At 39.6% G+C, this 23555-nt stretch carries 22 protein-coding genes; 14 read left to right on the forward strand and 8 right to left on the reverse strand.

Features of this window, described 5'->3' with window-relative positions; translation table 11 throughout:
- Positions 1-63 precede the first annotated feature (63 nt).
- Complete coding sequence (locus RCP16_RS01325; protein WP_308641474.1) at positions 64-750, forward strand: RES family NAD+ phosphorylase; 687 nt, start codon at positions 64-66, stop codon at positions 748-750.
- A gap of 116 nt (positions 751-866) precedes the next feature.
- On the opposite strand, the gene RCP16_RS01330 is transcribed toward RCP16_RS01325, so the two are convergent.
- Positions 867-1082 (reverse strand): helix-turn-helix domain-containing protein, encoded by a 216-nt coding sequence (locus RCP16_RS01330; protein WP_308641475.1) that lies wholly within the window; start codon positions 1080-1082, stop codon positions 867-869.
- A 109-nt stretch (positions 1083-1191) separates the two neighbouring features.
- Between RCP16_RS01330 and RCP16_RS01335 the strand changes: the two genes are divergently transcribed.
- From RCP16_RS01335 to RCP16_RS01370, 8 genes are all read left to right on the forward strand, one after another.
- Positions 1192-1500: a DUF6809 family protein gene (locus tag RCP16_RS01335; protein WP_308641476.1), complete on the forward strand. Its 309-nt coding sequence runs from the start codon at positions 1192-1194 to the stop codon at positions 1498-1500.
- Between the two features lie 247 nt (positions 1501-1747).
- Positions 1748-2899 carry a YhgE/Pip domain-containing protein gene (locus RCP16_RS01340; protein ID WP_137223717.1) on the forward strand — a complete coding sequence of 384 codons (1152 nt, stop codon included), beginning with the start codon at positions 1748-1750 and terminating at the stop codon, positions 2897-2899.
- A gap of 107 nt (positions 2900-3006) precedes the next feature.
- Complete coding sequence (locus RCP16_RS01345; RefSeq protein WP_069326267.1) at positions 3007-3627, forward strand: TetR/AcrR family transcriptional regulator; 621 nt, start codon at positions 3007-3009, stop codon at positions 3625-3627.
- 490 nt (positions 3628-4117) lie between these two features.
- Entirely contained in the window at positions 4118-5329 is a 1212-nt protein-coding gene (locus RCP16_RS01350; protein ID WP_308641477.1) for a branched-chain amino acid ABC transporter substrate-binding protein, read from the forward strand.
- A 131-nt stretch (positions 5330-5460) separates the two neighbouring features.
- Complete coding sequence (locus RCP16_RS01355; RefSeq protein ID WP_137223714.1) at positions 5461-6447, forward strand: branched-chain amino acid ABC transporter permease; 987 nt, start codon at positions 5461-5463, stop codon at positions 6445-6447.
- A gap of 9 nt (positions 6448-6456) precedes the next feature.
- Positions 6457-7725 (forward strand): branched-chain amino acid ABC transporter permease, encoded by a 1269-nt coding sequence (locus RCP16_RS01360; protein WP_308641478.1) that lies wholly within the window; start codon positions 6457-6459, stop codon positions 7723-7725.
- 65 nt (positions 7726-7790) lie between these two features.
- Positions 7791-8594 (forward strand): ABC transporter ATP-binding protein, encoded by an 804-nt coding sequence (locus RCP16_RS01365; RefSeq protein WP_308641479.1) that lies wholly within the window; start codon positions 7791-7793, stop codon positions 8592-8594.
- The gene (locus tag RCP16_RS01370; protein ID WP_069326271.1) at positions 8591-9295 is read left to right on the forward strand and encodes an ABC transporter ATP-binding protein; all 705 of its coding nucleotides are present in this window, start codon (positions 8591-8593) and stop codon (positions 9293-9295) included. Before RCP16_RS01365 ends, RCP16_RS01370 begins: the two co-directional genes overlap by 4 nt.
- A 167-nt stretch (positions 9296-9462) precedes the next feature.
- On the opposite strand, the gene RCP16_RS01375 is transcribed toward RCP16_RS01370, so the two are convergent.
- On the reverse strand, positions 9463-10761 hold the full coding sequence (locus tag RCP16_RS01375) for an aminotransferase class I/II-fold pyridoxal phosphate-dependent enzyme (RefSeq protein WP_308642429.1): 1299 nt from the start codon (positions 10759-10761) through the stop codon (positions 9463-9465).
- A 193-nt stretch (positions 10762-10954) separates the two neighbouring features.
- Positions 10955-11572 (reverse strand): pyridoxamine 5'-phosphate oxidase family protein, encoded by a 618-nt coding sequence (locus tag RCP16_RS01380; protein WP_308641480.1) that lies wholly within the window; start codon positions 11570-11572, stop codon positions 10955-10957.
- Positions 11573-11686: 114 nt separating this feature from the next.
- Between RCP16_RS01380 and pdxR the strand changes: the two genes are divergently transcribed.
- Entirely contained in the window at positions 11687-13222 is a 1536-nt protein-coding gene (gene pdxR / locus RCP16_RS01385) for a MocR-like pyridoxine biosynthesis transcription factor PdxR (protein ID WP_308641481.1), read from the forward strand.
- A 129-nt stretch (positions 13223-13351) separates the two neighbouring features.
- The gene (locus RCP16_RS01390) at positions 13352-14137 is read left to right on the forward strand and encodes a helix-turn-helix domain-containing protein (RefSeq protein ID WP_137223702.1); all 786 of its coding nucleotides are present in this window, start codon (positions 13352-13354) and stop codon (positions 14135-14137) included.
- 448 nt (positions 14138-14585) lie between these two features.
- On the opposite strand, the gene asd is transcribed toward RCP16_RS01390, so the two are convergent.
- Positions 14586-15431, reverse strand: a complete 846-nt coding sequence (gene asd, locus RCP16_RS01395; protein WP_137223700.1) for an archaetidylserine decarboxylase — start codon at positions 15429-15431, stop codon at positions 14586-14588.
- A gap of 438 nt (positions 15432-15869) precedes the next feature.
- Between asd and RCP16_RS01400 the strand changes: the two genes are divergently transcribed.
- Positions 15870-16469 carry a histidine phosphatase family protein gene (locus RCP16_RS01400; RefSeq protein ID WP_069326277.1) on the forward strand — a complete coding sequence of 200 codons (600 nt, stop codon included), beginning with the start codon at positions 15870-15872 and terminating at the stop codon, positions 16467-16469.
- A 38-nt stretch (positions 16470-16507) separates the two neighbouring features.
- Complete coding sequence (locus RCP16_RS01405) at positions 16508-17125, forward strand: NUDIX hydrolase (protein ID WP_069326278.1); 618 nt, start codon at positions 16508-16510, stop codon at positions 17123-17125.
- 33 nt (positions 17126-17158) lie between these two features.
- Here RCP16_RS01405 and RCP16_RS01410 read toward each other — a convergent pair whose 3' ends face one another.
- The 3 genes from RCP16_RS01410 to RCP16_RS01420 all read right to left on the reverse strand — a co-directional run bounded on the left by RCP16_RS01410 (position 17159) and on the right by RCP16_RS01420 (position 20704).
- Positions 17159-18106, reverse strand: a complete 948-nt coding sequence (locus RCP16_RS01410) for an AEC family transporter (RefSeq protein ID WP_308641482.1) — start codon at positions 18104-18106, stop codon at positions 17159-17161.
- Positions 18107-18346: 240 nt separating this feature from the next.
- Positions 18347-19318 carry a nuclear transport factor 2 family protein gene (locus RCP16_RS01415; RefSeq protein ID WP_137223694.1) on the reverse strand — a complete coding sequence of 324 codons (972 nt, stop codon included), beginning with the start codon at positions 19316-19318 and terminating at the stop codon, positions 18347-18349.
- 177 nt (positions 19319-19495) lie between these two features.
- On the reverse strand, positions 19496-20704 hold the full coding sequence (locus RCP16_RS01420) for a cytochrome P450 (RefSeq protein WP_308642430.1): 1209 nt from the start codon (positions 20702-20704) through the stop codon (positions 19496-19498).
- A gap of 128 nt (positions 20705-20832) precedes the next feature.
- On the opposite strand from RCP16_RS01420, the gene RCP16_RS01425 reads away from it, so the two are divergent.
- Positions 20833-21624, forward strand: coding sequence for a GNAT family N-acetyltransferase (locus RCP16_RS01425; RefSeq protein WP_308641483.1), 792 nt, complete (start codon positions 20833-20835; stop codon positions 21622-21624).
- Positions 21625-21731: 107 nt separating this feature from the next.
- On the opposite strand, the gene RCP16_RS01430 is transcribed toward RCP16_RS01425, so the two are convergent.
- Positions 21732-23447, reverse strand: a complete 1716-nt coding sequence (locus tag RCP16_RS01430; RefSeq protein WP_069326284.1) for a glycoside hydrolase family 13 protein — start codon at positions 23445-23447, stop codon at positions 21732-21734.
- Positions 23448-23555 lie beyond the last annotated feature (108 nt).

Consider the following 23555-nt stretch of genomic DNA (forward strand, 5'->3'; position numbering starts at 1 on the left):
TATTCTAATTCTAATTAGTATTTGAATCATAAATTATATCGAATTTTTTGGGAGGTAATAATAATGAGTGATGAAATTATATATAATAAATGGATTTCATCTGAATTACCTAATAAAGATGATAATTTTACAGATCTAAGTACTACATTTAAAGTTGTTAATGATGCTTTTGTACAGACTGAATGGAATCAATATATTAAATTTATTGACGTAACTCTTAATGACTATATAAAATCTATGCATACATGTGAAATCAATATTAATGATATTTTTTATCGAGGTAGACCAGGAGTTCATAGTAAAATTGAAGAAATCAAAGCACCTCCTGCTGAAAATGCTAAAGGAGGAAGATTAAATCCTGTTGGGTTACCTATGCTTTATATAGCAAGTGATATTAATACTTGTCTTTATGAAGTACATCAGGAACCAGATACTAGAATTACTGTTGGTAAATTCACACCTAAGAAGGACTTAACTTTATTAGATCTAACCCATGAGCAAAATCTTAAGAAGCAAACTAATGATTTTAGAAAAATAATAAGTGAAAATTTTTCGCTTCCGGTTACTATATCTGAAAAAATATTTGAATATCTACCTACTCAATTAATTGCATTATATATTAAAGATTATTTACAATATGATGGTGTGAAATATCCTAGTTCTTTGATATCTACTGGTTATAATGTAGTTCTTTTTGATGTAAACTCATGCAACATTGAATTGTTAAAAGAAGAATTTAAGGCTAAATAATTATTTTTTTATTGAAAGAGTTAATTTATAATTGAAGGATTGTAAGATGAAGTATTTGCCTCACTTCATCTTACAATCCTTTTTATAAATCACCAAAATTTGTAACTTAATTGTATTCATTTTGTTTTTAATTTAGGATTATCTGTTTGATCTAATAAATAATCTATACTCACTTCATGAAATTTAGACAATTTTATCAGCACAGCAGTTGGAATATCTAATTCACCACGTTCGTATCGGGAATAAGTAGTTTGAGTTACGTTTAATAGCTCTGCCATGTGTTGTTGAGTCAAATCTTTATCTTCTCGTAAGTTTCTAATTCTTACATACATTTGTATCACCCAAAGTTATTTTAGATTATGCAGAAACCGCATATTGATTTTTATGCGTTTTTCGCATAAAATAAAATTAGAGTTAGATGTATTTGGAAATAAATTGTAGATGATTAGATATCAACTACAGAAAGGATACAAAACCATGAGCAGTCTGTTAGAAAGTATCTATTACGGAAACTTACGTCCTGATGAAAAAACAGTATCTCAGAACGCAGAGTATACACAGATCAGTGAGCAAATATCAGCGAAAATGGCAGAGTGGAAAGTGAAGCTTTCTCCAGAAGAATGGTTAGAACTGGAAACCATGTGGGACTTGTATTACCAGTTAAATAGTATGGATCGTGCAGGTTCGTTTACATATGGATTTCGATTAGGTGGAGAATTGATGATAGACATGTTAAAAGGAGAACGTTAAGGTCAGTACAGATTAAAGTAGTATAGGATATGTATATTTTTTATATAGAATTACATATTTTCTAAGCATCTGGTGCAAGTTGCTAGATGCCTTTTTTATTGTCCGAACACCATACATATGTAAAATTTAAAATAAAGATTGACAGTAATCGTTTTCAAAATCTATAGTTATCAAACAGTCGTTTAAAACGATTGTTTAAATATATAAAATAAAGTGAACGGTAGACATAGCCGATACAGGGGGAAATATGAAATCTATTTTTGCAGCATTTATGAAATTACCTACAACCAAAGTAGGGATTGCCACAGCGATTTTGTTTCAGCTTATTTTTACAATTGTATGGATGACAGGTTATCACGGGATAACAGATCGGTTGGATCAATTGAAGGTAGCTGTTGTTAATGAAGATAAAGTGTACGGAGAGCAGTTGATTACCAATCTACAATCTTCACTACCTGTTGGCGTGCAGACAGGAATGACGTTAGCTGAAGCTCAGCAACAATTGCAACAACGTGATGTACAGATGATTATTGAGATTCCAGCTGATTTCTCATCAACTGTTCAATCTCAGACTCCTGCGCAATTGCATTATTTTATCAATGAATCGAATCCAATTATGATCAAAAATATGATGACTTCGATTGCGGACAAAGTGACAGCCACTGTTAATCGAGCGGCTGTTGAAAGTGGGCTTAAAGGTGTATTTGCTGGACAACTTGCCGATGATCAAGCACAAACAGCGGCAACGATGATGTCTCAGCGTGTTGTCTCGGATATTCAATCAGTTAATCCTGTACAAGGCATGAATAACCAGATGGTTCCAATGATGATGATCCTGGCTTCCTATGTAGGAGCAATGATTATGGGACAGAATTTCCAAATTTCATCCAAAGCACTGGCAAGTCGGTTCGGACGTTGGTCACGCATGTCGGTTCGTTTGTTAGTTACCGCAGGCGCTTCGATTGTAGTGTCACTGGTAGGGACTTCTCTCGTCGCCTTGTTCGGTGGGCAATTGGGGCATGGGTTTATGGCGTTATGGGGTTTCCAAGCGCTATTCTTATTAACATTTATGCTGGTTGCACAGATGTTTTTATTTGTATTTGATATGGCAGGAATGTTATTTAATATTTTGATTTTGTCCGTACAATTGGTGTCTTCGGGAGCGATGATGCCGCGCGAATTACTACCTGACTTTTACCAGTGGATCGGGTCTGCTTTTCCAGCGACCTATGCTGTACAAGGGTTAATGAATCTATTATTCGGTGGCACCGGTGTAGGCAAAGATTGTCTGGCACTTATACTAATTATGGTCTTTGCTCTTATTGTGATCGCTATTGCAACGTCATTACGCAAAGATAAGATGCCTGTCTCACCATTGGTAGCGGTTGCCGAATCTTGATGGTATTATAGAGAGAATATGAGCTGGAAATCGTTAACATTGCAGAGTGTTATTGCAAATGGATTTATTTTCGGCTTTAAGGAATTAGAGGCAGGGAAGTGAACGTGGTGGATAAAGGTGAAGACCATGTTAAAATGCGAATTTTACAAGCAACCAAAAAATTAGCAGCAACTAAAGGATTTGAAGCGACTTCGGTACGAGAAATCTGCAAAGAAGCAAATGCGAATATCTCTCTAGTGTCCTACTATTATGGTGGGAAAGAGCCTTTATTCGAAGCGATGTTACAGGAATTTATCCCGATTCCCGTATTTTCAGAACAGCTTCGCCATGAAGAAATGAATCCGATTCAAGGTATGAAGCGATTGATTGAACAGATGTATCGCTTTTGTAAATCTGATCCTGAGATTTCGGATATTGTACATCAGGAATTTACGTTACATTCGGAGCGGATCGATATCATTCAAAAGTATACTCTTCCGGTATGGTTGTTACTTCGCCATTACCTAGAAGCAGGTCGGGAACAAGGTGTATTCCATTTTCATTCGCTAGATCATACCTTTTTGCAGGTGATGGGCAGTATTTTATTTGGCAGTAATGAAGCCAAGTCATTAACGATAGTAACATTATTAGATATTCAGCTTGTAGAACAAGGCGATCCGCTAGAAGAACTGATTGTTTATATTCTGCGTGGATTAGGTTGTACGGTTGAACAGATCGATAATAAGTAAGTTGCCAAATGTGAAAAAACTCAAGTTGTTGTGTGACTGAGGTTGTTATTTTTAAAGTTATTCTGTAGTGAAGCCAGAATTTATTTTATCTTTGGATACCACGAAGATAAGATCATATTCTGGCTTTTTCTTTCTGAAATAAATGTTACATAAAATAACATAAAAAGCTATTTAAGCTTTATTTATAAAGATATTAAAGGATTATGTGCAATAAGCTCACATTGATAAAAGGGTAGCGAGGTCTTATAAAATAATAACCTTTTAATTCATAAATCAGTTAAAAAGAATAAAATAAGTATTGATAACCTAAAATTTCACAGTATAATAAGCATAAATCAGTTAATAATCAATATTAATTATATTATTTGGGATAAGAAGAAATAAATTCTAATTGAATAATATAATGGATATCGTTATACTGATGTAAGAAATAAGCAACATAGTTAATTTAATGTGTTACTAAAGTTAACATTATTAAAGGGGGATTATGATGAGAAGCAAGTGGAGTGGGTTGATGGTCGCAGCATTGATTACAGGATTACTGGCAGGGTGTGGAAATGGAGCAACAAGTTCTTCGGGTTCAGCTGGTGGTTCGACTGCAAGCACAGGTGATAAAGTGATCAAAATTGCTACGCAATCCCCATTATCCGGTGGTAGCTCTATCCAAGGCGAAGCGATTAAGCTTGGCGCTCAGATGTCGATGGAAGATCACAAAGAAGAGTTTAGCAAATTAGGATACTCGCTTGAATTGGTTCCTTATGATGATCAAGGTGATCCCAAAAAAGGGGTAGCCAATGCTGAATTGATCGGTGCAGATCAACAAGTACTAGGCGTTATTGGACATTTGAACTCCGGTGTATCTATCCCTTCTTCGGTTGTCTACGAAAAATACAACATTCCGATGATCTCCCCTGCAAGTACCGCTACAGAACTTACAGATCGCAAACTCAAAGTGGTAAACCGTGTTGTGGCACGTGATGATTTTCAAGGCCCTGCGGCAGCTGAATATGCTGTCAAAACAGTAGGTGCCAAAAACATTTTTATTATACAGGACAAAACAGCTTACGGTCAGGGATTGGCGGAAGCTTTTCGTGATGCGGCTCAAGCGCAAGGAGCAACTATTTCTGGTTATGAAGGAATCACCGTCGGTGAAAAAGATTTCAATGGTGTACTTAATATTGCGGCTACCCAAAAGCCCGATTTTATATTTTTCGGTGGATTGTATGCAGAAGCAGGTCTATTGATTAAGCAAGCACGAGATAAAGGGATTATGGCTCCTATTATGGGCGGAGATGCGCTGGATTCTTCAGGGTTAGTGGATATTGCTGGCGCAGATGTTAAAGGGGCATTGTACAGTTCAGTAGCAGGAGATATCAGTAAATTGCCAGATGGACAAGAATGGACAGCACGTTATAAAGAAGCTTTTGGTAAAAATCCAGAAGGGTACTCTGTCTATGCTTATGATTCGATGACGGTCATGTTAGATGCAATCAAAACAGCGATGGGTTCAGGAACAGAAGCACCTGCTCGTGATGCGGTACGAGATGCTGTGCGTGCGACCAAAGATTTTGAAGGTGTCGCGACTAAAGTGAGCTTTGATGATATTGGAGACAATGCGTATGCGAAAGTCTTTATTTACAAATTCGCAGATGCCACTTATCCAGGGTCACTAGAAGCAGAGATTGCTCAACCTGCCAAATAAGAACTTTGATGTACACCAAAAGCCAAAAGGTATGTGCTGTGATATACACATCTTTTGGCTTTTGTTTTAGAGAATTTTTGCAAAATCATCCTATAGCTAAATGACGATGAACGTATGAAGGGAGTAACTGAATGTTCTCAAGTATTTTGCAAACTTTACCTCAAGTATTGATTGATGGTCTGGCGCTAGGCGCAATCTATGCGGTTGTAGCACTCGGTTATACGATGGTATACGGTATTCTCGAATTAATTAACTTTGCGCATGGTGAGATTTTTATGACCGGTGCATTTGTAGGGACAGCGGTGCTTTTTATTTTTCAAGGAGCAGGATGGTTAACCGGCATGCCGGCATGGTTATCGTATGTACTGATTATTCTGATTGCTATGCTGGTCACCGGTGCGCTTGGTGTCGGGATTGAAAGGGTAGCTTATCGACCGTTACGCAAAGCGCCCAAGTTAATCTTATTGATCTCTGCATTCGGTGTCTCGTTCGTTTTGCAAGATGTGATTCGATTTATTGCTGAACTCAAAACAGGTAACTATATTATCAGTACTCCGCAATTATTTGATCAACGTTATCAATTACCTCTTTCTTCGATATCCAGCTGGTTTACTGATGCTTCCGTCAAAGCGAATACTTTGTTTATTTTTGCTATTGCGATTGTATTAATGATTGGGCTTGATATTTTTGTGAATCGTACCAAATGGGGCGGAGCGATGCGTGCAGTTGCGCAAGATCGAGAAACAGCTTCGCTGATGTCTATTAATGTGAATAAAGTAATTGTATTAACCTTTTTTATCGGTTCTGCTCTGGGTGGATCAACAGGGGTGTTATTTGCACAACAATATGGAACGATTGATCCGTATATTGGATTTATTCTAGGGCTCAAAGCATTTACAGCCGCTGTGCTTGGAGGTATTGGAAATATTCGGGGTGCGATGTTCGGCGGGATCGTGCTGGGTGTACTTGAAATGTTTGCTTCATCGAATCTGGGCATTTTGACAGGTGGTAACTTTGGAGCAGAGTACAAAGATGTTTTTGCCTTTATGATTTTGATCATCGTATTGATTTTCAAACCGGAGGGTATATTCGGCAAAGCAATCAAAGAGAAAGTGTAGGTGACACCGATGGGAAAGATACAAACGATATTGCAAGCGAATAAACTTGCACAAGGATTATTATTAGCTGCATTTATACTTGTAACCGCAGGCGCTGTCTATCTGATCGATCGTTCGGTCACTGCCTTTCTTTTGATGCTGGCTTCGCTGTTGCTGTTGTACTATACGTCTTTTAGTAACGGGATGAAATGGAGTATTGCTGCTTTTTTATTGGTGATTGTAATTCCATTTGCCACTTCAGGCGGCACCTCACGTGAATCGTATATGGAAGTGGCGACCCAGTGCGGTATCTATGTAGCGATGGCACTCGGGCTGAATATTGTAGTAGGATTTGCAGGATTGTTGGATATGGGATTTATTGCTTTTTTCGCTGTAGGGGCTTATACATACGGCATTTTTGCGACAGGGCAAGCCAATAATTTTATCTCGGGTGAACTCTTTCCGTTATCCGGTGGAAGCTTCTGGATTTTTATTCTTATTGGGGGCTTTATTGCAGGGATCTTCGGCATATTGCTCGGTCTGCCTGTGCTACGTGTCAAAGGTGATTATTTAGCGATTGTGACACTGGGCTTCGGGGAGATCATTCGTATTATTTTTAATAATTTAGAAAAGCCGGTCAATATTACAAACGGCGCGATGGGCTTATCTTCGATTCAACCGCCTGATTTGTTTGGCTTTCAATTCACCTTTCCGCATCAATTTTATTTTATTGTGATCGGGATATTGTTAATTGTGATCTTTGCTGTAAGGCGATTAGAACATTCACGTCTTGGTCGTTCATGGAAAGCAGTGCGTGAAAATGAAATTGCTGCTCAGTCGATGGGTATTCCGCTAATCCGTACCAAGTTGATGGCTTTTGCAATTGGTGCTTCTTTTTCAGGGATGATGGGTGTGGTATTTGCAGCGAAGCAGACCTTTATTGATCCGACCAGCTTTACTTTAATTGAGTCAATTACGATTCTAGTGATGGTCGTATTGGGCGGAATGGGTAGTGTACCCGGTGTGATCTTAGGAGCAAGTCTAGTGACGATTCTGAATTTGCAGGTATTAACTGAATTTACAAGCTGGCTTAATCAATTGTCTCAGCAGGGGATTTTTGAAGTGCCGAATGCGTTATCTCCTTCTAAAATGCAACGCTTTATTTTCGGTATGATCTTAATTCTAGTCGCTGTTTTCCGTCCTCATGGATTGATTGCTGCTAGAAATCGTAGACTTCCTCCAGAAGCAGTCAAAGATCAATCTCCACCGTTATCCAAGCCAGAGGTACAACCCGATTAAAGTCGATCGGACTAAGGGAAATAGCGAATCAATCGGGCAATATTCAATTAGAAAGGAGCATATGAATGAGTGATCACCAAGAACATAATGTGTTGAAAGTGACTAATCTGATGAAGCGCTTTGGTGGATTGACAGCTGTAAACGGAGTGAATTTTGATTTTCCTAAAGGGCAGATTTCAGCAGTGATCGGACCCAATGGCGCAGGGAAAACCACTTTTTTCAATATGATTACAGGCATATATGTACCGGACAAAGGTAATATCGAACTGGATGGAGAATCGATTGTGAATATTAAGCCTGATCGGATTACCAGTCGCGGGATTGCACGTACTTTTCAAAATATTCGCTTGTTCGGGAGTATGACGGTTCTTGAAAATGTGCAGGTCGGTATGCATATTCATCTCAAAACAGGGATTGTCGGCACATTATTAAATTTACCTCGTGTCCGTCATGAAGAACATGATGCTCAACGTGAAGCTTATCGGTTATTAGAATACGTAGGTCTTGCTGATTGGTATAACGAAGAAGCAAGCAGTCTATCGTATGGAGCACAGCGGCGCTTAGAAATTGCCCGCGCGCTTGCCGCTAAGCCTAAAGTATTACTGTTAGATGAACCCGCCGCAGGCATGAATCCCCGTGAGACATCTGAATTGACTGGATTGATTCGCCGAATACAGCAAGAACTCAATATTTCAATTATTTTGATTGAGCATGATATGAAATTAGTGATGGAATTATCTCATCATATTCTTGTACTGGATCATGGAGAAAAGATTGCTGAAGGTGGACCAGAAGATATTCGTTCTAATCCGAAAGTGATCGAAGCGTATCTCGGTAAAAGTGCGGTCGAGGAGGAGATACAGATATGAGTCTGGTGGAATTGAACAATGTACAAGCTTTTTACGGTGGAATCGAAGCACTCAAAGGAATCAATCTAGAAGTCAAAGCAGGCGAAATCGTAACATTAATCGGTTCTAATGGTGCAGGCAAATCTACGACACTCAAATCAATCTGCGGTCAAGTACAGACTAAAGGTGAAATCTGGTTCGATGGCCAAAAGATTACCTCGCTTGAACCGCATGTGATTGCTCAAAGTGGGATTGCTCATGTACCGGAAGGACGACGTATTTTCCCACGTTTAACTGTGAAAGAGAATTTGGAAATGGGTGCTTTTTCAGTCAAAAGTAAAAAGCTGATCAAAGAGAGAATTGAAAAGTCATTTGTTTATTTTCCGAGGCTCAAAGAGCGTTATCATCAGACTGGCGGAACGATGAGTGGTGGCGAACAGCAGATGCTTGCGATTGCTAGAGGACTAATGATGAATCCCAAAATTCTACTCTTGGATGAACCTTCGATGGGACTGGCTCCCGTATTGGTAGATCAAATTTTTGAGATTATTCAGGAGTTAAATAGTACAGGAATGACCATTTTACTGGTAGAGCAAAATGCGTATCAAGCATTACAGATTGCGCATCGGGGATATGTGATTCAGACAGGGGAGATTATTTTGCAGGATGATGCGAAGGTACTTCTGACGAATAATCAGGTGAGGGAAGCTTATTTGGCATAAGTTCATTGGTTTTGAACATAGTTGAATATAACCGCTACAGCAAATACGTTGTTCTTATTGTCACTGATGGTGGTCTTTATGGATACAAAGTAAAAAAAGCTCTTGTCGTGTAGTGATCTCGACAGGAGCTTTTTGCTTATAAATAAGAAAAGCTAAGTGTAAATCAATCAGCCTTTTTTCACATCTTGAACTGCTTGATAGATCAAGTTGAACAGGTCTTCCAAATATTCTTCTGCAATACAAGAGAAAGCGATACGTAGATCATGTGCACCTAGTGCGATTGTACCGACTTCATATTCACGTAGTAAGCGTAGACGTACATCTTCAGCAGAGACATCTTTTAATCTCAAACACATAAAGTAACCGGAGTTAAAAGGATAGTATTCCCATGTGTCTGCGTATTGATCAGTGTTGAGCAGTTCTTTAACTTTGTTCGCTCTGCCCTTCATCACTTGGAACTTTTCTTCTTTTTGCGCTTCGAAATTAGGGTCTTGTAATGCTTTCAAAATAAATGTCTGAGATGGGTGCGGTCCGCTGGAAATAGTTGCACGGATAATACCCAATGTTTTTTGTTCCAACGCGACAATCGCTTCAAGATCTTGTGCGCCATACGTGATAAAACCGACACGGAATCCCCATACATATTCTTCTTTTGTCGCACCATCGACTTTGATCGGTAAAATACGAGGATGCAAGTCAAGCAATGATCCGAACAACGATTCATGTAGAGAATCTTCGAAAAACAATCCGAAATAAGCATCATCTGTAACCACAACGACATTGATTCCAGCTTCAGCGGCTTCGTTAATAGCAGCTACAATTTTTTTACCGTCTGCCACACTTGGGGTATAACCTGTTGGGTTATTTGGGAAGTTCAAGACGACAATCGCTTTACCTTTTTCTTTTTGCGCGAGTAGAGCATCTCGTAATCCATCACTATTGAATGTCATTTCTTCTGTAAATAATGGATAAGTGATGATCTCAGCTCCGCGACGAACTGCGAAAGTAAGTTCATAATTTTCCCAGTTTTTATCTGGATATATAACAGCATCGCCTACATCTGCGAACAGATCCGCTACAATACTTAGACCATGAGTCAACGCATTGGTTACGATAGGATTGCTGAATTTTTTATCTTGTAGTGAAGGATTATCTTTGATCATTTTCTCACGCCATACACTGCGCAATTCTGGTTTGCCAGCAGGAGGAGCATAAGGATACAGATCTTTAGGTGCAAAAGCAGACAACGAATCTTGTAGAACCTTCAAATGCATGGGCCCGCCATTTTCGGTTGCAATTCCAATCGTTGCATTATATTTTTTAGCCTGGCTTGATGCTTCTGCCGATTGGCTTAATATGCCTTCTTTAGGGAAATAAATCTCTTTACCAAGAGTGGATAGCATCTCATAAATGTGAGGGCTATCTGTTTTCAATTTCGCGTTCAATTGTCCAGCCAGTGGGTTCATCGTTTTCATCCTTCCAGGTCTGTTAAATAATGAATCAGCCGCACCTGATGATAATGGAACAGTAGAAGTTCGCCTGATTTCTGCTGCCCTAGTATATCATTTTTCGCGCGGAAGTGTCACCGTGTAGGAAGTGAAATTTGATGGGTTAGTTGTGAATATGATGTGAATATTAAATGATTTAAGACGATATGCTTCAACTTTGGTGATATGGGCAATACTTTTTCATCATTTCGATCGTTGTGAGATCATCATCCAGACCTCGTTTTTGTAGTCCATCCATAATATGTTGACGTTCCTCTTCTTTAGCATTTTGACCAAATTTGAACTTGGCTGTCCACTCCTGCGGGACAATTTTGATCAAAGCGACCCCGTTTAGCCGCGGAATATAACGAGGATCTTTGGCATCAATCGTATCATAACCCCCTTCAGGTTGAAGCTTGTGCATAAAGATCGAAAAGGCATCTGCTTTTTCTTCCAGATCGGTAATCAATTCTGCATGACCACGTACCGTAACACTTTTGAAAAAGGCAGAAGCCGGACATGCCATTTCAGCATCGGTAAAGTAAGAAGGGATTAACGCATACTCTTTCGCCACTGAAAACGTCACACGTGTATCATTTTTAAGCAATTTCATTTTTTCGCCTGCACGACTACCATGAATATAAAATACACCATTACCATAAGCAAAATTAAGTGGAGTCACACGTGGAAATCCATCTTCATGACTCATTCCCAGAAATCCAAAACTCATTTCCTCCAAAAATAACGCCAATTCTTCTTCTTCCTCTATCGTAAATTCTTTTCTTCTCATCCGTATCTCTCCTTCTCTCTGTTGACCAAATCTTATTTTCAGCATATGCTACAATTGGATTAGTCAAAAGAGCCAATTTGAATGAAAATAAGTAGTCCAATAAAGGAGAACGTTATGGATATTACTATTGCTTATCAGCGTGCTATTCAGACGTATCAGCACAAATATCTAGCGTTATATCATGCCTTACGGGAAGGGATTCTAGGTGGGTCACTTGCCAGTGGAACACGTTTACCTTCTACTCGTGATCTGGCTGCGATGTACGGATTATCGCGTGGAAGTGTATCGGAAGCATATGATATGTTACTGGCTGAAGGGTATGTTCAATCTGCTGTCGGTAAAGGAACATTTGTAATTGAACAGCCTATTGTGTCTGGCAAAGAAGTACATATTGAAGCATCATCCTACATAAATGAAAAAGCACCTTTGTCTTCTTTATCTGTATGGGGACAGCGTATTATCCAAATGGAACAAGAAATTATACAGTTTCGAAAAGATCATTCTGATCAGAGAGATGACCAGACTCCTTCTGCTATAAGTAACACTCGTCCGCCACTAGAGCAGATTTCTTTTCAATCAGGAGACATTATGTTAGAAGGAAGTTCGCAGACTTCTTGGAAAAGTGCCATGTCTGCTGCTAGCAAAGATTTGCAAAAATCTACTACTGATGCAGCACTTACGACTGTGCAAGGAGATATCGGGTTACGTGAAGCGATCTGCAATCATGTAGGAAGAACAAGAGGAATTACAGCGACTGCTGAACAAGTTGTATTATGTAGCGGTTCGATGGAAGTGATTACATTGTTGTGCCAGTTGTTGATCAATGAAGATGATCAAGTGATTCTGGAAGATCCTTGTTATTCGGGTATGCGGCGTGCGATTATAGCTTGCGGAGGAGTGATCCAGCCGGCTCCACTAGATGAGCATGGTGTTATTCCACAAGATTGGAAGGCTAGATTGTTATTTGTAACGCCGGGTCGCCAATTTCCTACAGGTGCTGTTTTACCATTGGCTCGTCGTCAACAGCTACTAGAGTGGGCGAATACCCATAGTGCATGGATTATCGAAGATGATTATGATAGCGAATTTCGCTGGTCAGGTCGTCCTATCGAACCGCTTAAAGCATTGGATCAAACAGATAGCGTTATCTATGTCGGTTCCTTTTCCAAAAGCATGTTCAGCAGTCTTCGTCTTGGTTATGCGATCTTGCCAACTGTGCTTGCTGAAGCTTTAACGGCTGCCAAGCGATTATATGATCCATTACCGCCTGCTCGATTAGAACAAAGAGCACTGGCACGATTTATGATCCGTGGTGATTATGTACGCCATTTGCGCCGTATGACCCGATTATATCGTTCCCGTTACGATGTTTTTCAACAATCTATTCAAGAAGAGCGATTGGATGAACTATTTGATTGGCAACAAACCGATTGCGGTCTACATGCCTATGCCACATGGAAGCACGATGCTACCCGGTACAATCAATGGATGACAATTGCTCGCACATACGGTGTGATCTGGCGCGATGCTGCTGATTATCAGTTAACGCCTAGCGCTCCATCGGCGTGCTTTATTTTCGCTCATTTATCAGAGCCTCAGATCATGGAAGGTGTTAAGCGTCTTCGGCAATCTTGGGAAAGTCTACAATAGAAGGATTGACGATTACAGACTTTTTGGTCAATATAAAGTAAAGTTATCTAAAACATAGCTATACAAACTATTTCATCATCAACCTATATTCAAATTGAAAATAAATCTAAAACCAAGGAGGGTTGAGTGATGCTGAATTTGTCACCTTCTTCATTTATACTAAAACCAGCGTTTGCCAAAATCTTTTGCGAACCGGAATGGCGCTGGCCCAAAAGAGAGAAACCGATGCCGAACTATGACTTGTTCTATGTATGGAGTGGCGAAGGAGAATTAATGTTGAACGGCGAGGCTTATCCAATCAGTCAAGGAAGTTGCTTTTTGTTTTATCCCGGGGATGAGACAACAGCAACACACAATCCGCAAAAGCCGCTAGTCCTTACCTATATTCACTTCGATATTGCTGAACCTGCACAAATGATTCCTGTACGTTATCGCAAATTAGACGAACGGATTGATTTTGAATATATGCTTGTACGGTATGTGAGACTATTTCTTGAACACGCTTTTGCCGCAGAAGAAGAAGCGAAGTTGATTCTGAAGCAATTAATGATTCATTTACTGCGTGAAGATCAGCGTCAACCCGTTGAACGTAAAGTCAGTAACCAACTGAGTGAAGTGGTGCAAGAGATTGCTAACTATATTCGTCAGCATCCAAGTCTAGCTCACCGGGTAGAAGATTTGGCTTCTCGGGCTGGTTTGTCGCCACGCTATTTTTCGATCAAATTCAAAGAGTTAATAGGTGTATCTGTGCAATCGTATATCATTAAGATGCGGATTGAGCGGGCAGAGCATTTACTGGTCTATACTGGAATGAATGTGACTGAGGTCGCCGATGCACTGGGGTATCGTGATATTTTCTTTTTCAGCCGTCAATTCAAGCAATACACAGGCAAAAGCCCCTCAGAAATTAGATAAAGTTATCGATTTACTGCGTATCAGGATATTCTGCGAACTTTGCATTTTACATGATGCTTGATTTAAGATGAGTATACTCGTGATTACAGTTTGTTTCACAATAATTGTCAACGGGTAATACTTGTCATGTTAACGTAATGTAAATGGAAGGAGGAATATACCTAATGCGTTTTAGACAGCGGATTCGTAACAGAGGCGGTTCATCTACAGCAGGCAAAAACATTTTTCGCAATCGGCTGCGTCGATTTAAAGGATCGACGACTGTAACTGAATCATGGTTTTAAGCAAACCATATACTTAAGCCGTTCATTTAACTCATAAGAAGCTTGTTGAATGCTTATTCAGCAATCTACTATATATAGCATATCTCAATCATTATTGGTTGATGCATAACAGAAAGACAGCCCTATTTGAAAGTATTCTTTCAAGCAGGGCTGTCTTTCTATTCCTATTCTTTGATAGATCCTATACTTTCAGGTGCAACACGACGATACGGTCGAGTTGCTTGTAGATCCACTAATGTACCTAGACTCTCACCCATTTTGACTTTGCTGCCAATCTGTAACTGTTCATTAGCTACAAATGTTCCTTGTTGTACCAGAAGCACAACGGTAGAACCAAATTCAAAATAAGCAAGTTCATCACCTTTTTGCCATGAGGTGCGTTCAGGATCAGCATATTGAATACTACTTACATTTAATGCACCTACTTTGACGACAGCCACTTCGCCACAATCATGAGACATATACGTAATTAATCGTTCATTACGACTAAGTACAGAACGCATAAAGGTCATGCCTTTATCATTAACAGGATAGACTTTACCCGGAATATGCTCTGATTCAGTTTGTCTACCGGTAACGGGTGAATGAATACGATGGTAATCGGTTGGGCTTAAATACAACACAAACATATATCCGTCTTTGTATGACTCCATACGTGGAGAATAATTAAGTAGTTCTTCCAGTAAGTAATCTTGGCCTTTCACTTGAGGAATAACATTATGCTGAAGTGGACCCATTGCTGTAATCACAGCATCCACTGGACTCACAAGCGACATTGGATCGGCATCAATCGGACGCATACCCGGACGAAGTCGACGTGTGAAAAATTCATTAAGGCTATTATAATCTTGTATATTTTTTTCTGCTTCTTCCGCTGGAATATGATATGCCTGAATAAATTTCGGGATAAATTTCCGGCTGGCCCGTGATTTAGCGAAGCTTCCTGTAAGCCGCGAAACCCACTTGCGTGAAGATAACTCGGTCATCAGGCGAAACACTGTATTGGCCATAATCAAGTTGAACCCCTTTCTACATTCGGGAAAACGATAAAGATGCAAAGCAAACTATCTTACGATAAGCGCTTGGCAGTATAAGCGCGACCATAGTGCAATCAAAAGTGATTTTTGCAAAGCAAAATATCTTACAATAAGCGCTTGGTAGTATAAGCGCGACCATAGTACAATCAAAAGTGATTTTTGCAAAGCAAAATATCTTACGATAAGCGCTTGGTAGTATAAGCGCGACCATAGTACAATCAAAAGTGATTTTTGCAAAGCAAAATATCTTACAATAAAGCTCTTTAGTGCGCTACGTTATATTGCCATATATAACACATGAAATCAATGCTTTGAATCAAATGTGACAGTATCGTATCTAAAATCAGCCTACGAATCGTCACCTAACAATGATAAAATAGATAGAACACGTACGTGAATGGAGGAATAAGAATGACTACATTTGGATTAATAAGACACGGAAGTACCATTTGGAATAAAGAAGGTAGAGCACAGGGAAGTTCAGATATTCCTCTGGATGAAGGTGGTTGGGAACAAGCACGTCAACTGGGCAAACGCATCAAAACTGAATCTTGGGATCGCATTTATGTAAGTGATCTGATTCGTGCACAGCAGACGGCTCAAGCGATTGCAGAAGGTGGAGATTTGCAGATTAGCTCGGATCCTCGTCTACGTGAATTAGATGGAGGATTGATCGAAGGTACAACTCAAGCTGATCGGATCGCACGCTGGGGAGAAGATTGGAAAAGTCAGGATCTTGGACTGGAAACACCAGAATCAGGAGCGGCACGTGGGGTGAGCTGTCTGGAAGAACTGGTAAGCTTATATCCCAATGAACGTATTCTGATTGTAAGTCATGGTGTGCTACTTAATCATGTGCTGAATCAGATTCTATCTGACGAACCAAAATGGCATGGACTGGAAAATATGTCGATGACTGTTGTACACTGTAATGAAGATCATGTATGGAGCTGTGAATTATACAATTGTACTCAGCATTTGTTGCCGTCTGAAGCTGAAGCATTAGACTAAAAGGGACAGAGTGTGGCTGATCAAAGGAGAGCATAATCATGCAATTAAAGTGGCTAGAGTGGGCCAAACAAATTCAAGCAATCAGTCAAGCAGGGTTAGAATATTCTAAAGACATGTATGATATTGAACGGTTTGAACAGTTACGCGCACTTAGTGTAGAGATTATGCATCAGTACACCGATGTAGAAGTAGAAAAAGTACAAGAACTTTTTGCGAGTGAAACTGGTTATGCTACACCGAAAGTGGATATACGTGCGGTTGTTTTTCAAAAGGATAAAATACTAATGGTACGTGAAAAGCAGGACGGTGCATGGGCATTACCGGGTGGGTGGGGAGATATCGGATTGTCGCCCAAGCAGATCGCTGTGAAAGAAACTAGAGAAGAGTCTGGCTTTGAAGTAGAAGCGGTACGTCTGCTTGGTGTGGCTGACAAAAATTTTCACAATCACCCACCTTCTCCGTGGCATGTGTATAAGTTTTTTATTTTGTGCCGTATTGTCGGTGGAGAAGCAACTGTAGGTGACGAGACATCCGATGTAGGCTTTTTTGCTGCGCATGAATTGCCACCTTTATCGGTTGAACGTAATACAGAAGAGCAAATGTTGAAAATGTTTGATTGTATGAAGAGTCCGCACAAAACCGTATTTTGCGATTGATACTCATAAAATCTATCCATCCTCAGGATCAGCTTAGGACTGTAACCAGACAATCAATACAGGCATTAGAATAAATGAAGCCAGTGTAGTCCAGAGAATACAACGTGAGACAAGCTTAGGTGCGGCATTGAATTGCCCTGCAAGAATAACAGCATTAACGGCTGTTGGCATTGAGGTCAAGATTAATAAGACGCTAAATAATATCCCTTCTACTTGTAACCATGTTAACAATAGCCATGACAGCAACGGAGCGACCAGCAGACGGATACTTAGACCTGCCCAGAACGCTCTGTTGCTAGACTGTGTTGTCTGGTTAGCAGTAACTGTAGCGCTTGTAGAGCCTACACTGATCATTTGTGTACCTAGCACGACAAGAGCGACGGGTGAATAGGCAGCAGCTAACATCGCAAATCCTGAATCGAGTGCAGTAGGGAGCGCAATATCAGTGACTCTCAAGATCACAGCAATCAGTGTGGCATAGATGGCAGGCAGACGGAATATAGCCAACCCTGCTTGCTTAACGGAAAATTGAGAACGAGCTGCAAAAAACACACCTACCGTATTTACAATAATCATTTGCCCGATAACATAGACAGAAGCTTTATCTAATCCCAATTGTCCAAAAGCAAGCAACACCAACGGTAATCCATAATTCACACAATTCGTAAATGTAGAAATAAGGGTCAGACCTGCTTGTTCTTCTTTATTTAATTTCAGGATACGGCTCATACCGATTGCAATTGCCCATAACAATACAAGGCTTAATAAAGAGAAACTAATCGTGGTGCCGATATCATTTAAAGAAATATCCGCATGTAGCAACGTATTAAAAACAATCGCAGGCGTTAATACATAAAGTGACATCGTAGCAATCGGTTTGCTATCCAGATTGCGGAAGCGCTTGAGTAGAATACCACCAATCACAGGTAGCGAAATCGGTAAAAAAACTTGGTATAACGTGTGTAACAGATTCATGATCAAATGATATTCATCCTTTCCAGTACGATATTATCAATTTACGTCTGAATCTATAGTTCGTCAAATACCTATATCCTATTCGTTTATAGGCTGTAACTATTAATAGTAATTTACTTATTGGTTATAGTGATGTGAGGATAAACATACTGATATGTATACACGCAAAAGCCACTTCGCTATTCTACATCACATAGAATACGTTGAAGTGGCTTTTGCGTGTTCCTAGCTTTTTAACCTAATGATTTAAAACATTGTGTTTTTATTTGCTGATTTCTCAGGGACGGCTTGAACAGTGTCCCAGTGCTCTACAATTTTACCATTAGCTACACGGAAAATATCGACAACCGCAGACCCACGATCATTTTTATCCATACGACTCCAGCTATGCAGAACAACGATATCGCCTTCAGCAATCACGCGAATAATTTTGTTACTGCTGCTTTTATTCGATTGCAAGAAAGAAGCGAATTGATTCAAAGGTTCTCTGCCTGTAGGTACACTTGGATTATGTTGAATATAATCTTCAGCAACATATTTATTGATTACAGAGACATCATGTTTGTTGAATAGATCATCGTAAAAAGTTCGCACCATTTTGGCATTGGCTTGGACTTCACTTGGACTGAGAGGAGTCACTTCTACCGGTGTGCCTTTAGCAGGGAACATGGTATTCGTATTTGCTGATTTCTCAGGAACCGGTTGGAAAACATCCCAGTGTTCGACGATTTTATTGTTTTTGATACGGAAAATATCGACTACGGAACTTCCACGATCTTTCGCACCTGTTGTCACATGATTATGCACAACCACTAGATCATTTTGAGCGATAATACGTTTGACTTCGGATTTATAATTTGGATTCTGCTTCAGATAAGATCCAAAAAATTTCACAAAAGCTTGGCGACCGTCACCAGCTAACGGATTATGTTGCTTATAATTAGAAGCAATATACAAGCTAGTTTTGTTCAATTCATGATCATTGAAAACATCTTTGTACATGTTGAGTACCAGCTTTTTATTTTTGGCCAGTTGAGCTTCAGTAGACTTGGCTGTTGTCGCACTAGCTGCTGTAACACTGGTGGAAGACATTGGGGTAGGAGAAGAAGTGCATGTATTATCTTTTGATCCTGTAAGCGGACTTGCATGTACTCCTGTCACTGCTAGTGCAGATACCAATGTAAAGCTGATCGCTAACGTACTTGTTTTCTTCATCATGAATAACACTCCTTTGTATAAAAACATTGTCTATCCTGTATGGATGAAATGATTGTAACTTATATAGTTACAAGTGTGCAAGTTTTACTTTAAACCGTTTACATACTTGTAGAAACAACAAAAAGAGCCACTTCGTGTCAGGTAGACGTTGAAGTGGCTCTTCGTATATAATGACTTCTATTCGTTAACGTGTAGAGGTGTGAATGTGACAGGATACTCTTTGACTCCAAATACAAAAGCACTTTGAATCGGTTGTAGTGGTGTATTAGGAACCAATTGAATCTGATCCATATGACTTAATAAGGTCTGAAGTACAACTCTGCCTTCTAAGCGAGCAAGCGGAGCACCGAGACAGAAGTGGATTCCAAATCCGAATCCCATATGTTGATTTGGTTTGCGATCAGGAATAAATGAATCTGCGTTCGCAAATTTCTGTTCATCTCGATTGGCTGAGCCGACCCATGAGATGACTTGATCACCGGCTTGAATTGTTTGTCCACCTAATTCAACGGTTTCTTTGGCAACACGCCCAATAGCGACAATTGGTGGATAATAACGTAGAGTTTCTTCTACAGCGGTCTGAATCATTTCAGGATGTTCACGCAATTGCTGTTGCAACTGAGGTTGTTCTGCCAGAATACGGACAGCATTGGTAATCAGATTAGTGGTAGTTTCATTACCTGCTGCTAATAATAAAATACAGAAACCGACGATTTCTTTGTCTGTTAATTTCTGTCCATCAATTTCAGCTGCTAATAATAACGATATCAAATCATCTTTTGGTTGAACACGGCGTTGCTCCATAATATTCATAAAGTACGAAGACAATTCTTCATGATTTTTAGCCTTTTCAACCATTAACTCTTGAAAAGCTTCATCACTATCATTTTTAGCACCTTTGACCTGAATATCAGACCATTCTTTAAATCGTTCACGATCCGATGAAGGCACACCGATCAATTCAGCGATTACGATCACAGGTAGGGGTGTAGCTAGATCATGTACCATCTGAATCTGTCCTGTAGCTAAATGAGGAGCTAACAGATCATCAGCAATCTCTTGAATCCGTGGTGCCAGTGCTTCGATCGCCCGTGGAGTAAATGCTTGATTGACTAGATCACGTAATTGTTTGTGTTTGGGTGGATCCGTAGTTAACATACTTTCATTGGCACGGTTACGTTGGGACGAGAACAATTTCGGATTTTTAAGTACATATTGTACATCTTCATATCGAAAAATATCCCAACATTTGCGATTTTCATCATAACGAACAGGAGTCTGTTCTCTCATTTCATCATAAACGTTAAAGGGAGAAAGCTGGCTTTCTATCGCCGCTAGTTCTCGAATAGGAATGTAGTTGGCATATTTCTTGGTAGCTTGATTCATCATATTCCTCCACCTTTATATATTTATTTACATATTAATTTCTTTCTTTATTATAAACGTACTTGTACTAAGATACAAATTTTGTAATTTTTTATGTTGAATATACAGATCTAAAGGAAGTGTCAATCATGCATTCATTATGGAAAAAGATCGAACAAAGTTCTTTACAGACTTGGCCTGCACTGCATAGTAAAAAAGTAGGAGGATGGAATATACGCTTGTCAGATGGATATAGTAAACGTTCCAATTCAGTCAGCACTTTAGAAGATATTGATCCCAATGTAACACTAGAAGATCAGATTGCGAGTTGTGAAGCGAATTATCATAAGGCAGGATTACCTGTGGTCTTCAAGATGACTCCTTTTACCCAACCATCAGAGTTAGATCAACAGTTGCACCTACGAAATTATCAGATTCAAGATGAGACCCGTGTGCAGTGCAGATCATTAGCAGGAATAGAGGAAGAATATAAGCAGTACCAGGAGTCCAGATCAGATAAACTATCGCAACTGACCTATACAATTCAAGAGCAGTGGAGTGAAGAATGGATTAAGCAAGCAAGTGCACTTGGAGAATGGCCTGACAGTGTGGGACATTCTATCGCCAAGTTGATGAGTGTAAATACATTGCCCAAAGCATACATGACTGTATATCAAGCCGATCAACCTGTAGCTTGTGTTATCGGTGTGCTAGATCATGATTATATGGGTATCTATGATGTGATTACAGGCGCTGCGTATCGTCGTCAAGGTATCGCCAAAATGATGTTATATCATTTAATGAAATGGGCTCAATCACATGGAGCAAGTTACACCTATCTACAAGTGGGCGAACATAATCAAGCGGCTATTCAGTTATATGCAGGTTTAGGATTTGAGGAAGTCTATCGTTATTGGTATCGTGTACTGTTGGAGAAATAAACAAGAGCGCCTATTTTCTAAGGCGCTCTTGTTTATTTATAATATTTGAATATGAAAATTTGAACCTACATGATCTAAGATGAAGTAGATCGTGTAGCAGTTAAGATTTATTGAGCCGCTTTCGGCAATACAGATGGGGTGTCTTTGTAATATACTCTGGTCTCATATGGACGCAATGGCAACGAATGAAGATGATGATGTTCATGCTCATCATAATTAGACAACACCAATTCCCAACCTTCATCACTAATACGCTCCGATAATTCAAATGTGGGTTCATCGTCAAAGAAGTTCATAATGACCATCAGTTCTGTACCTTCATAACTGCGTATAAATGAATACACTTGATGATGCAGTGCGCATAGTAAACGATAATCACCATAGATCACGACCGGATATTTTTTGCGTAAAGCAATCAGGTTTTTGTAATAGTAAAAGATCGAATCTGGATCATTCAATGCTTGTTCAACATTGATATCGGTATAGTTCGAATTCACTTGAATCCACGGATTACCGTCTGTAAAACCCGCATGGGTTGTGTTGTCCCACTGCATAGGGGTACGGGCATTATCACGACTACGTCTAGCTAGATTTTGAAGAATTTCTTTTTCGGTTTTGCCTTCTTTTAACGAAATATTATAGTAATTAATCGTCTCTACATCACGATAATCTTCGATATGTTCAAAGCTAGCATTCGTCATCCCAATCTCTTCACCTTGATAAATATAAGGCGTTCCTTGCAGTAAATGGATAAGAGTGGCTAGCATTTTGGCAGATTGTTTACGATATTCGCCTGTATTTCCGAATCGGGATAGATGTCTGGGTTGATCATGATTAGAGAAATAGTTAGCATTCCAGCCTTTACCATGAAGAACGGTCTGCCAGTGACTCATAATCTTTTTGATATCAAGTAAGTTCCAGCTTCGTCCAACCCATTTGGAACTTCCTGTACCCACACAATCCAGATGCATATGCTCAAATTGGAATACCATATCCAGTTCATGACGTTCATTACCTACATATTCTAATGCTTGTTCAGGGCCAAGACCGGATGTTTCGCCGACAGTCATTAGATCACGAGTTGCAAATACCTGTTGATTAAGGTCTTTGAGTAGGGTGTGTACTTTTTCGAGATTAGAGAAAAATTGAAAAGCTTGCACTACAGGTAAGTTTTGCGGATTATCTGCGTCAGGGAGACCAACAGCTTTGACAATATGAGCAATCGCATCCAAGCGGAATCCATCGACCCCTTTGTCCATCCACCAGCGGATCATATCATGAAGTTCGTTGACGACTTCTTTATTTTCCCAATTAAGATCGGGTTGTTGACGAGCATAGAGATGCATATAATATTCTTCAGTTTCTTGATCATATTCCCAGACCGATCCACTAAAGTAAGATTCCCAGTTATTCGGATAACCGCCATTTTTCCCTTTGCGCCAGATATAATAATCGCGCTTCGGATTATCGATAGAAGAACGTGATTCTACAAACCAATCATGCTTATCGGATGTATGATTCAGCACCATATCCAGCACGACTTTGATTCCACGTTCATGAGCTTCTCGCATAAATTCGTCGAAATCTTGCATCGTTCCAAAATCTTTCATAATCGCTTGAAAATCGCTAATATCGTATCCGTTATCAAAATTAGGAGATTCATAGATCGGACATAGCCAGATCGCACCGATCCCTAACTCTTGCAGATAATCTAGTTTGGAAATAATTCCTTGAAAATCACCGATACCATCACCGTTAGAATCTTTGAAACTTCTTGGATAAATCTGATAAATAGCATTTTCTTTCCACCATTTGCGTATCATCGTTGTTCCTCCATCTGCAAGCTGATTATATGTTCGTTGTTAAAAGTGTTTTCCACCATTTTGTATAGTTGTCGGTATAAAATAGGGGCTTAACGTTCTAAGCGCTAC

Origin of the sequence: Paenibacillus nuruki (assembly GCF_963311185.1) — a bacterium.
Taxonomy (GTDB): domain Bacteria; phylum Bacillota; class Bacilli; order Paenibacillales; family Paenibacillaceae; genus Saccharibacillus; species Saccharibacillus nuruki.

Bases quoted from the DNA above. Each gene is read 5' to 3' on its own strand.
- RCP16_RS01325 (WP_308641474.1), top strand. From the start codon at position 64: ATGAGTGATGAAATTATATATAATAAATGGATTTCATCTGAATTACCT.
- RCP16_RS01330 (WP_308641475.1), bottom strand. From the start codon at position 1,082: ATGTATGTAAGAATTAGAAACTTACGAGAAGATAAAGATTTGACTCAA.
- RCP16_RS01335 (WP_308641476.1), top strand. From the start codon at position 1,192: ATGATTAGATATCAACTACAGAAAGGATACAAAACCATGAGCAGTCTG.
- RCP16_RS01340 (WP_137223717.1), top strand. From the start codon at position 1,748: ATGAAATCTATTTTTGCAGCATTTATGAAATTACCTACAACCAAAGTA.
- RCP16_RS01350 (WP_308641477.1), top strand. From the start codon at position 4,118: ATGAGAAGCAAGTGGAGTGGGTTGATGGTCGCAGCATTGATTACAGGA.
- RCP16_RS01355 (WP_137223714.1), top strand. From the start codon at position 5,461: ATGTTCTCAAGTATTTTGCAAACTTTACCTCAAGTATTGATTGATGGT.
- RCP16_RS01360 (WP_308641478.1), top strand. From the start codon at position 6,457: ATGGGAAAGATACAAACGATATTGCAAGCGAATAAACTTGCACAAGGA.
- RCP16_RS01365 (WP_308641479.1), top strand. From the start codon at position 7,791: ATGAGTGATCACCAAGAACATAATGTGTTGAAAGTGACTAATCTGATG.
- RCP16_RS01370 (WP_069326271.1), top strand. From the start codon at position 8,591: ATGAGTCTGGTGGAATTGAACAATGTACAAGCTTTTTACGGTGGAATC.
- RCP16_RS01375 (WP_308642429.1), bottom strand. From the start codon at position 10,761: ATGAACCCACTGGCTGGACAATTGAACGCGAAATTGAAAACAGATAGC.
- RCP16_RS01380 (WP_308641480.1), bottom strand. From the start codon at position 11,572: ATGAGAAGAAAAGAATTTACGATAGAGGAAGAAGAAGAATTGGCGTTA.
- pdxR (WP_308641481.1), top strand. From the start codon at position 11,687: ATGGATATTACTATTGCTTATCAGCGTGCTATTCAGACGTATCAGCAC.
- RCP16_RS01390 (WP_137223702.1), top strand. From the start codon at position 13,352: ATGCTGAATTTGTCACCTTCTTCATTTATACTAAAACCAGCGTTTGCC.
- asd (WP_137223700.1), bottom strand. From the start codon at position 15,431: ATGGCCAATACAGTGTTTCGCCTGATGACCGAGTTATCTTCACGCAAG.
- RCP16_RS01400 (WP_069326277.1), top strand. From the start codon at position 15,870: ATGACTACATTTGGATTAATAAGACACGGAAGTACCATTTGGAATAAA.
- RCP16_RS01405 (WP_069326278.1), top strand. From the start codon at position 16,508: ATGCAATTAAAGTGGCTAGAGTGGGCCAAACAAATTCAAGCAATCAGT.
- RCP16_RS01415 (WP_137223694.1), bottom strand. From the start codon at position 19,318: ATGATGAAGAAAACAAGTACGTTAGCGATCAGCTTTACATTGGTATCT.
- RCP16_RS01420 (WP_308642430.1), bottom strand. From the start codon at position 20,704: ATGAATCAAGCTACCAAGAAATATGCCAACTACATTCCTATTCGAGAA.
- RCP16_RS01425 (WP_308641483.1), top strand. From the start codon at position 20,833: ATGCATTCATTATGGAAAAAGATCGAACAAAGTTCTTTACAGACTTGG.
- RCP16_RS01430 (WP_069326284.1), bottom strand. From the start codon at position 23,447: ATGATACGCAAATGGTGGAAAGAAAATGCTATTTATCAGATTTATCCA.